Annotated in this window: 7 protein-coding genes; 5 read left to right on the top strand and 2 right to left on the bottom strand. The window is 70.1% G+C overall.

All coding sequences use genetic code 11. The annotated features are described in order from the left end of the window. The 4 genes from Q0W60_RS16720 to Q0W60_RS16705 all read left to right on the top strand — a co-directional run. Positions 1 to 614, top strand: a 614-nt coding sequence (locus Q0W60_RS16720) for an FAD-dependent oxidoreductase (RefSeq protein WP_297697220.1), incomplete at its 5' end; no start/stop codon positions are given. Positions 615 to 785: 171 nt separating this feature from the next. Next, entirely contained in the window at positions 786 to 1,958 is a 1,173-nt protein-coding gene (locus Q0W60_RS16715) for an efflux RND transporter periplasmic adaptor subunit (protein ID WP_297697219.1), read from the top strand. A gap of 5 nt (positions 1,959 to 1,963) precedes the next feature. Further along, positions 1,964 to 5,131 (top strand): efflux RND transporter permease subunit, encoded by a 3,168-nt coding sequence (locus tag Q0W60_RS16710; protein ID WP_297697218.1) that lies wholly within the window; start codon positions 1,964 to 1,966, stop codon positions 5,129 to 5,131. Next, entirely contained in the window at positions 5,131 to 6,579 is a 1,449-nt protein-coding gene (locus tag Q0W60_RS16705) for an efflux transporter outer membrane subunit (RefSeq protein ID WP_297697217.1), read from the top strand. Before Q0W60_RS16710 ends, Q0W60_RS16705 begins: the two co-directional genes overlap by 1 nt. A 3-nt stretch (positions 6,580 to 6,582) precedes the next feature. Here the strand turns inward: Q0W60_RS16705 and Q0W60_RS16700 are convergent, their stop codons facing one another. After that, positions 6,583 to 6,978, bottom strand: coding sequence for a DoxX family protein (locus tag Q0W60_RS16700; protein WP_297697216.1), 396 nt, complete (start codon positions 6,976 to 6,978; stop codon positions 6,583 to 6,585). A gap of 45 nt (positions 6,979 to 7,023) precedes the next feature. After that, on the bottom strand, positions 7,024 to 8,586 hold the full coding sequence (locus Q0W60_RS16695; protein ID WP_297697215.1) for an AMP-binding protein: 1,563 nt from the start codon (positions 8,584 to 8,586) through the stop codon (positions 7,024 to 7,026). 163 nt (positions 8,587 to 8,749) lie between these two features. Between Q0W60_RS16695 and Q0W60_RS16690 the strand changes: the two genes are divergently transcribed. Next, on the top strand, positions 8,750 to 9,195 hold a 446-nt coding region (locus tag Q0W60_RS16690), incomplete at its 3' end, for a radical SAM protein (protein ID WP_366075926.1).

Here is a 9,195-nt window from a genome sequence, read left to right as displayed (position 1 = left end):
TGCAGGGCGAGGTGGCGATCGTCGCGGTGGGCATCGTCGGCAATGTCGAGGACCTCGGCCTGGAGACCCTCGGCGTCAGGGTCGAGCGGACCCACGTGGTCACCGACGAGACCGGCGCGACCGGCGTCGCGGGCCTTTACGCCATCGGCGACGTGACCGGGCCGCCCTGGCTGGCCCACAAGGCGAGCCATGAAGGCGTGCGCTGCGTCGAGCACATCGCCGGACTGAAGCCGACGGGCCTGCACGCGCCGATCCCGGGCTGCACCTACTCCAACCCGCAGGTGGCCTCGGTCGGGGTCACCGAAGCCCAGGCGAAGGCGAAGGGGATCGAGGTCAAGGTCGGCCGCTTCCCGTTCCGGGCGAACGGCAAGGCGATCGCCGCCGGGGAGACGGACGGCTTCGTGAAGACCATCTTCGAGGCCGGCACGGGCGCGCTGATCGGGGCGCACATGATCGGCGCCGAGGTCACCGAGATGATCCAGGGCTTCGCGCTGGCGATGACGCTGGAGGCGACCGAGGCCGAGCTGCAGGCGACGGTCTTCCCGCATCCGACGATGAGCGAGGCCATGCACGAGGCCGCGCTCGACGCCTACGGGCGCGTGCTGCACATCTGAACGTGAACGCGGGTAGGTTTCACGACCGTCGCAAGGCCTTGCGGGGCCGCAACATTCGGACATTCTCAGGACGCGTTTACGGGGGATCGAGCGGTCCATAAGCGCGGGGACTGGCGCGTTCGCCTCAGAACCCCTAACGGGTGTGCCTCCGCAACCTGCCCCTCTATCGGTATGCTGAAAGAGACCCGACTTCTGCTTGCCCTGCTGCTCTCGCTCTGCCTCGCAGCGTGCGGCGCGAAGCAACAACCCCGCACCACGCCCCCTCCGGAAGCGGGGTATGTCGTCGTCACCACGCAGGCGGTGCCGCTGGAGATCGAGCTGGCCGGCCGCACGACGGCGTTCGAGACGTCCGAGGTCCGGCCGCAAGTCTCCGGCATCATCAAGGCCCGGCGCTTCGTCGAGGGCTCCATCGTGCATCCGGGGCAGACGCTCTACGAGATCGACCCGAGCCTCTACCAGGCCGCCGCCGCCCAGGCGTCGGCGAACCTGGCCAATGCGCAGGCGGCCTACGCCGCCGCCGAGGCCAAGGCGGCGCGCTTCAAGCCGCTCGCCGACATCGAGGCGGTCAGCAAGCAGGACTACACCGACGCCCTCGCGGCCGCGAAGCAGGCCGCCGCCCAGATCGCCCAGACCCGCGCCAACCTGCAGACCGCCCGCATCAACCTGCGCTTCACCCGCGTGCCGGCGCCGATCGGCGGGCGCGTCGGGCGCTCCATGGTGACGACGGGCGCGCTGGTGACCAACGGTCAGACCAATCCGCTCACCACCATCGAGCGGCTGGATCCGATGTATGTCGACATCCAGCAGTCGGCGGCCGATCTCCTGGCCCTGCGGCGGGAGCTCTCCAGCGGCGGGGTGACTCCGCGCGAGGCCGACGTGCAGCTGATCCTGGATGACGGCAGCGTCTATGGCGAGAAGGGCAAGCTGGAGTTCGCGGAGGCGATCGTCGACCCGAACACCGGATCGGTGACGCTGCGCGTCCGCGTCCCCAATCCGCAGGGACTGCTGCTGCCGGGCATGTTCGTCCGCGCCAGGCTGGCGCAGGTGGTCGCGCCCAACGCCATCCTGGTGCCGCAGCAAGGCGTCTCCCGGAACCCGCGCGGCGACGCCACCGTCTATATCGTCGGCCCCGGCAATCGGGCCCAGCTGCGCACCATCTCGACCGACCGCACCATCGGCGACAAGTGGCTGGTCACCGCGGGACTCGCGCCCGGGGACAGGGTGATCACCGAGGGTCTCGACAAGGTGCGGCCCAACCAGCCCGTCCGGCCGACGCCGGCCGGATCGGCGCCGGCTCGCCCGGCTCCGCCGTCCGGCGCCTCCGGCTACGGCGGAGCAGGGTAGATGCGATGATCTCGCGGATCTTCATCGACCGTCCGGTCTTCGCCTGGGTGATCGCCATCGTGATCATGCTGGCCGGCGCGTTCGGCGTCCGCTCGCTGTCGGTCGAGCAGTACCCCGACATCGCTCCGCCGCAGGTGAACATCCGCGCCACCTACCCGGGCGCCTCGGCCGAGGTGCTGGAGAACAGCGTCTCGCAGGTGCTCGAGCAGCAGCTCACCGGCCTGGACGGGATGATCTACTTCCAGACCACCTCCAACTCGGCGGGCCAGGTCGGGATCACCGTCACCTTCCAGAAGGGGACCAACCCCGACATCGCCCAGGTGCAGGTGCAGAACAAGGTGCAGCAGGCGCTGCCCAGACTGCCGCAGGAGGTCCAGCAGCAGGGGATCACGGTCACCAAGTCCAACCCCGACTTCCTGATGGTGATCGCGGTCTATGACGAGAGCGACCGATCCACCAGCGCCGACATCTCCGACTACCTGGTCTCCAACATGCAGGAGACGATCGGGCGGATCCCCGGGGTCGGCGACTTCAACGTGTTCGGCGCGCAGTACGCCATGCGGATCTGGCTCGATCCGTTCAAGCTGATGTCGTTCAAGCTGATGCCGAGCGACGTCATCGCGGCGATCAAGGCGCAGAACGCCCAGGTCGCGGCCGGCGAGATCGGCGGGCAGCCGTCGCCCTCGACCCAGATGCTGAACGCCACGGTCACCGCCCGCTCGCGGCTCAACACCCCCGAGCAGTTCCGCGACATCATCGTCAAGACGCAGACCGACGGCTCGAAGGTGCTCCTGAAGGACGTGGCGCGCGTCGAGCTCGGCAGCGAGAGCTATTCGGCGCTGAGCCGCCTGAACGGCCACCCGGGCGCCGGCATCGCCGTGCAGCTGGCGCCGGGCGCCGACGCCCTGAAGACCGCGGCCCTGGTCCGCGCGGCGGTGCTGGAGCGCGCCAAGACGTTCGCGCCGGGCTACCGGCTGGCGTTCCCGAACGACGCGACCAACTTCATCAAGGTCTCCGTCCGGGAGGTCGTGCAGACGCTCTTCGAGGCGGTGATCCTCGTCGTGTTCGTCATGTTCATCTTCCTGCAGAACTGGCGGGCCGTGCTGATCCCGGCGGTCGCCGTGCCCGTCGTGCTGTTGGGCACCTTCGGGGTGCTGGCCGTGGCCGGCTACAGCATCAACGTGCTGACCCTGTTCGCCATGGTGCTGGCGATCGGCCTCTTGGTCGACGACGCGATCGTGGTCGTGGAGAACGTCGAGCGGATCATGCACGAGGAGCCGGAGCTGACGCCCCGGGAGGCCACCATAAAATCCATGGACCAGGTGCAGATGGCGCTGATCGCCATCGCGCTGGTGCTCACGGCGGTGTTCCTGCCGATGGCCTTCTTCGGCGGATCGGTGGGCGTGATCTACCGCCAGTTCTCGGTCACCATCGTCTCGGCCATGTCGCTTTCGGTGCTGGTGGCCCTGGTGCTGTCGCCGGCGATCGCAGCGAACCTGCTGCGCCGCCCCAGCGAGGAGGCGCAGGGCAACTGGCTGGACCGACACCTCGCGCAGTTCGGCGACTGGTTCAACGCCCGCTTCTTCCGGATGGCCGATCGCTACCGAGACTTCGTGGGCATGGTGATCCGCAGGGTCCGACCGGCGCTGATCGTCTATGCCGTCGCCTGCGTCGTCCTGGGCGTGCTGTTCATCCGGCTGCCGACCAGCTTCCTGCCGATCGAGGACCAAGGCGCGCTGCAGCTGCAGTTCACCTTGCCCCCGGGCGCGACCCAGGCCCGGACGCTGGAGGTCGGCAAGCAGATCGAGCACTACTTCCTGACCCGCGAACGGAAGAACATCTCCGGGCTGTTCACGGTGCTCGGCGGCAACCAGGCGGGCTCGGGCCAGAACGCCGGGCGCGGGTTCATGAACCTCGCCCCCTGGGACGAGCGGAAAGGCTCGGAGAACTCGGCCGAAGCGATCGCCCAGCGCGCCATGCGCCAGCTCGGCAACATGCGCGACGCCCAGTTCTTCGTGCTCAATCCGCCGGCGGTGCGCGGGCTGGGCCAGGCGAGCGGCTTCACCATGGAGCTGGAAAACACCGGCGGCCTGCCGCGCGAAGTGTTCAAGGCGCGCCTCGACGAGGTGCTGCGGCAGGCGCGTCAGGATCCGGTGCTGACCGGGGTGCGCGAGAACGCCCTGAAGGACAATCCGACCCTCAAGGTGAGCGTCGATTCCGCCAAGGCGGGCGCGCTCGGGCTGTCGCAGGCCGACGTCGACGCCACCCTCACCACCGCCTGGGGCGGCAGCTACGTGGGCGACTTCATCGACCGTGGGCGGGTGAAGCGGGTCTTCGTGCAGGGCGATGCGCCCTATCGCAGCCGGCCCGAGGACCTCGGCGACTGGTTCGTCCGCGGCTCGTCGGGCGAGATGGCGCCGTTCTCCTCCTTCGCCCAGGTGAGCTGGAGCCAGGCTCCGACCACGCTGTCGCGCTTCAACGGCCAGCCCTCCTTCGAGGTGCAGGGCGACGCTGCGCCGGGCAAGAGCACGGGCGAGGCGATGCAGCACATCAGCAACATCGTCTCGAAATTCCCCGGCCTCACCGCGGAATGGAGCGGCATCTCCTACCAGGAGCGGCTGTCGGGCGGGCAGGCGCCGTTGCTCTACGGCATCTCGCTGGTGGTCATCTTCCTTTGCCTGGCCGCGCTCTACGAGAGCTGGTCGGTGCCGTTCTCGGTCATGCTCGTGGTGCCGCTGGGACTCCTGGGCGCGGCGCTGGCCGTCTGGCTCCGCGGGCTCTCCAACGACGTCTATTTCCAGGTGGGCCTGCTGACGACCATGGGCCTGTCGGCCAAGAACGCCATCCTGATCGTCGAGTTCGCCGAGGCGGCCCACAAGCGGGGCAGCAGCTGGGTCGATGCGGCGCTGGAGGGCGCGCGCCTCAGGCTCCGGCCGATCATCATGACCAGCCTGTCGTTCATGAGCGGAGTGTTCCCGCTGGCCATCGCCTCGGGCGCCGGCGCGAAGAGCCGCGTGGCCATCGGCACGGCGGTGATCGGAGGCATGCTCAGCGCCACGCTGCTGTCGATCCTGTTCGTGCCGATGTTCTTCGTGCTGGTGCGCCGGATCTTCCACCGGCGGCGGGGCGCGGCGCAGGAGCATCCGGCGGGCGAGCAGGGCGCGCCGGCGTGATGCGGCCATTCGCCGTGCTCGCGATCGCAGCCGGCCTGGCCGGCTGCACGCTCGAGCCGCACTATGTGCGCCCGTCGCCGGCCGTTCCGGGCGCATGGCCCACGGGGCCCGCCTATCCGACGCCGTCGGCCGCGCCGCTGCCCTCGCTCAGCTACCGCGACATCTTCAAGGACCCGCACCTGCAGACGGTGATCGGCCAAGCCCTGGCGAACGCCCAGGACCTGCGCGTCGCCATGGCCAATGTGGAGATCGCCCGCGCCGAGTACGTCGTGCAACGCGGCGAGCTATTTCCGCACGTCGACGCGAGCGGCGCCTTCAGCGAAAACCAGACGCGGTTGGGCTCGAGCGTCGCCGGCGTCCCCGCCGGGCAGCGCGAGATCAACCGCAGCTATGCAGCCACGGTCGGCTTTTCGGCCTTCGAGCTCGACCTCTTCGGAAGGTTGCGCAGCCTCAGCCATGCCGCCCAGGACCGCTACTTCGCGAGCGAGGCCGGCGCGCGCGCCGCCCGCCTGACGCTGGTGGGCGAGGTGGCGAGCGCCTACCTCACGCTGGCCGCGGACCGCAGCCTGCTGGCTATCGCCGGCGAGACGGTGGTCAGCGCGCAGCGCACCGTCGATCTGACGCGCGCCAAGCTCACCGGAGGGGTCTCGCCGCGCACCGACCTGACCCAGGCGGAGACCCTGCTCGACCAGGCCCGCTCCGACGTCGCGCAACTCACCACCCAGGTCGCCCAGGACCGCAATGCGCTCGAATTGCTGGTCGGCGCGCCGGTCCCGGACGCCGACCTGCCGGGCTCCATCGAAGCCGTCGACGGGTTGCTGGGCGAGGCGCCGGCCGGGCTCGATTCCCGCATTCTGCTCCGCCGGCCCGACGTCGTGGAAGCGGAGTACGGGCTGAAGGCGACCAACGCCCAGATCGGCGCGGCCCGCGCCAACTTCTTCCCGACCATCAGCCTCACGGCGCTCGCCGGGGCCGCGAGCCCGGCGCTCCACGCCCTGTTCGCCGGCCGCAACCAGACCTGGCAGTTCGGCGGCTCGGCCGCCCTGCCGCTGTTCGCCGGCGGCCAGAACGTGGGCAACCTCGCGCTCGCCCGCGGCGAACGCGACCTGGCCGTGGCGCAGTACCAGCAGGCGATCCAGCGGGCGTTCCGCGAGGTCGCCGACGCGCTGGCCCGGCGCGGGACGATCACCGAGCAGATGTCGGCGCAGACCGACCTGGAGACCGCCGCCGCCGAGAACTACCGCCTGTCCGAGGCCCGCTACCGGGAGGGGATCGACCCCTACCTGATCACCCTTGATGCTCAGCGCACCCTCTATTCGGCGCGCCGCACCCTGGCGAGCACCCGGCTGGTGCGGGCCGCCAACCTGGTCGCCCTCTACCAGGCGCTGGGCGGCGACCAGCTCATCGACAGCCTGCCGCCGCCTAAGGTGGAGACCGGCAAGGGCTGAGGCTCAGACCCGCTTGCGGAACGCCGCATCGAGGCTCCATGGGCCCGGCCCGGCGAACACCAGGTACAGGAAGACGAAGCAGTAGAGCACGGCGGCTTCGCCCATGTTGAGCGCGGGATAGAAGCCCCGCGGCGCATGCGCCATGAAGTAGGCGACGGCCATCTCGCCCGAGCAGAAGAACGCGGCGATCCGCGTGAACAGGCCGAGCGTCACGAGGCCGCCGCCGACCAGCTCGACGATGGCGGCGACCATGAGCAGCGCGGGGAGCGGATCGGGCGCGCCGGGCTGCGGCGTCGGGAAGTGGAACAGCTTCATCAGGCCATGCTCGATGAACAGCAGGCCGGCCATGATGCGCAGGATCGAGAGGACGCGCGGCGCCCAGGCGGCGAGGTTCGGCATCGGCAGCTCCTTTGGCAGGAAACGCGGATACGCTTTCAGCCGCGCTCAGGCCGCGCGGTTCGCCCGCAGGTCGGCGTCGACGATCCGCTGCAGGGCGACGTAGTCGGTCTTGCCGGTGCCGAGCACCGGGATCTCGGGCACGCGGATGATCTTGCGCGGCACGGCGATCTCCGGCGCGCCGAGCCGCTGGGCATGCCCCACCAGAGGTTCGGGCGTCGCATCGCGTCGGTCGGTGACCAGCACCAGCCGTTCACCCTTCTTCGGGTCCGGCACGGCGACCACCGCATGGCGGCTGTCGGGCCAGACGTTGGCGGCGAGGTCCTCGGCGGCGGTGAGCGAGACCATCTCGCCGCCGACCTTGGCGAAGCGCTTCACGCGGCCCTGGATCTTCAGCCAGCTGTCGGGGCTCATCGAGACCACGTCGCCGGTGTCGTGCCAGCCGTCGACCGGCGGCTCCAGGCCGCCGCCGGGGGCGAGGTAGCCGGCCATGACGTTGGGCCCGCGCACATAGAGCCGTCCGCCGCCCGGGATGCCCTCGACCGGCTCCAGCCGGGTCTCGATGCCGGGCAGCAGGCCGCCGACCGTGCCGCGGCGGTTGTCCTCCGGCTTGTTCACGGCGATCACCGGCGCCGCCTCGGTGGCCCCGTAGCCCTCGAGGAGCGGGATGGGCCCGAACCGCTCGGCGATCAGGTTGTGGGTCTCGTCGCGCACCCGCTCGGCGCCGCAGACCACGAAGGCCAGTCCCGAAAGGTCGCCGGGCTCGGCGGAGCGCGCGTACTGGTTCACGAAGGTGTCGGTGGCCAGGAGGATCGAGGCGCCGACGTCCTTCACCAGCGCCGGGATCTGCTTGATGTGCAGCGGGGAGGGGTATTCGAACGCCTTCATGCCGGAGAGCAGCGGCAGCAGCACGCCGCCGGTCAGGCCGAAGCAGTGGAAGATCGGCAGCGGGTTGAACATCACCCAGTTCGGATCGAGCGCGATGTGCGCCTCCACCTGGCGGACGTTGGCGACCAGGTTCGCCTGGGTGAGCACCACGCCGCGCGGCGCGCCGAAGCTGCCGGAGGTGAACAGGATGACGCCGGGGTCCGACGGCTTGCTCCGGGCCGCGAAGCGGGAGGGCAGCACGCCGGCCGCCGCCGCATAGAGCTTGTCGGCGAGGCCCACGCTCTCGCGCACCTCCTCGAGGTAGGTGACCGTGGTCATGGCCTCGAGCGCATCGATGATGTCGTGCAGCTTGCCCTGTTCGACGAAGCGGTGGGCGGTGAGCACGCGGCGCACGCCGGCCAGCTCGCAGGCGGCGCGCAGGTTGCGGATTCCCGCGGTGAAGTTGAGCATGGTCGGGACGCGGCCGATCGCATGCAGGGCGAAGAAGGTGACCACGCCCGCTACGCTGGAGGGCAGCATGACGCCGACGCGCTCGCCCGGCTCGGTGAAGGCGGCGATCTTGCGGCCGAGCGCGAAGCTGGCGCGGATCAGGTCGATGTAGGTGAGGGGATTGCGTTCCTGGTCCTCCAGGATCGGCTTCTTGGGGCCATACTTCCGGCTGGCTTCGACGAGCGCGTCGAACAGCGTGGTCTGCGCCTGGTTGGCCTCGAACGTGCGCGCCACGAGCCTGTCTCCCCGGGGCTTCGACCGCCCCTTGTCACCGGCGGGCGAGCCTATCTGCGCGCCACAGGCTTGAAAAGATCGGTTACGGCGCGTGATGAGCGGGACCGGACCCGGCGGCATTTGACGGGTTGATCCGGCGCGCGCGACCGCCGATCTAGGGACCATGGCCGTGGTCATCGACAGGCTGGGCGAACCGCGCCCGAGGCACCCGGAGAAGCAGAACCGGCCGGATACGCCGCTGCTCAGGAAGCCCGAGTGGCTGCGGGTCCGCGCGCCAGGCTCGCCGGGCTACGCCGCCACGCGCGCCATCGTGAAGGAACACCGGCTGGTCACCGTCTGCGAGGAGGCGGCCTGCCCGAACATCGGCGAGTGCTGGGACAAGAGCCACGCCACCTTCATGATCCTGGGACAGGTCTGCACGCGGGCCTGCGCCTTCTGCAATGTGGCGACCGGCAAGCCGGAGGCGCTCGATCCGGACGAGCCGGCCCGAGTCGCCGACGCCGTGGCCAAGATGGGCCTCAGGCACGTGGTGATCACCTCGGTGGACCGCGACGACCTGCCGGACGGCGGGGCGGGGCAGTTCGTGGCGGTGATCCTGGCGATCCGGGC

Source organism: Phenylobacterium sp. (assembly GCF_025934275.1).
Taxonomy (GTDB): Bacteria; Pseudomonadota; Alphaproteobacteria; order Caulobacterales; family Caulobacteraceae; genus Phenylobacterium.
The sequence above is the reverse complement of the archived record's forward strand: the minus strand, read 5'-3'. Positions and strand labels throughout refer to the sequence as shown.

Bases quoted from the DNA above. Each gene is read 5' to 3' on its own strand.
- Q0W60_RS16710 (WP_297697218.1), top strand. From the start codon at position 1,964: ATGATCTCGCGGATCTTCATCGACCGTCCGGTCTTCGCCTGGGTGATC.
- Q0W60_RS16705 (WP_297697217.1), top strand. From the start codon at position 5,131: ATGCGGCCATTCGCCGTGCTCGCGATCGCAGCCGGCCTGGCCGGCTGC.
- Q0W60_RS16700 (WP_297697216.1), bottom strand. From the start codon at position 6,978: ATGCCGAACCTCGCCGCCTGGGCGCCGCGCGTCCTCTCGATCCTGCGC.
- Q0W60_RS16715 (WP_297697219.1), top strand. From the start codon at position 786: ATGCTGAAAGAGACCCGACTTCTGCTTGCCCTGCTGCTCTCGCTCTGC.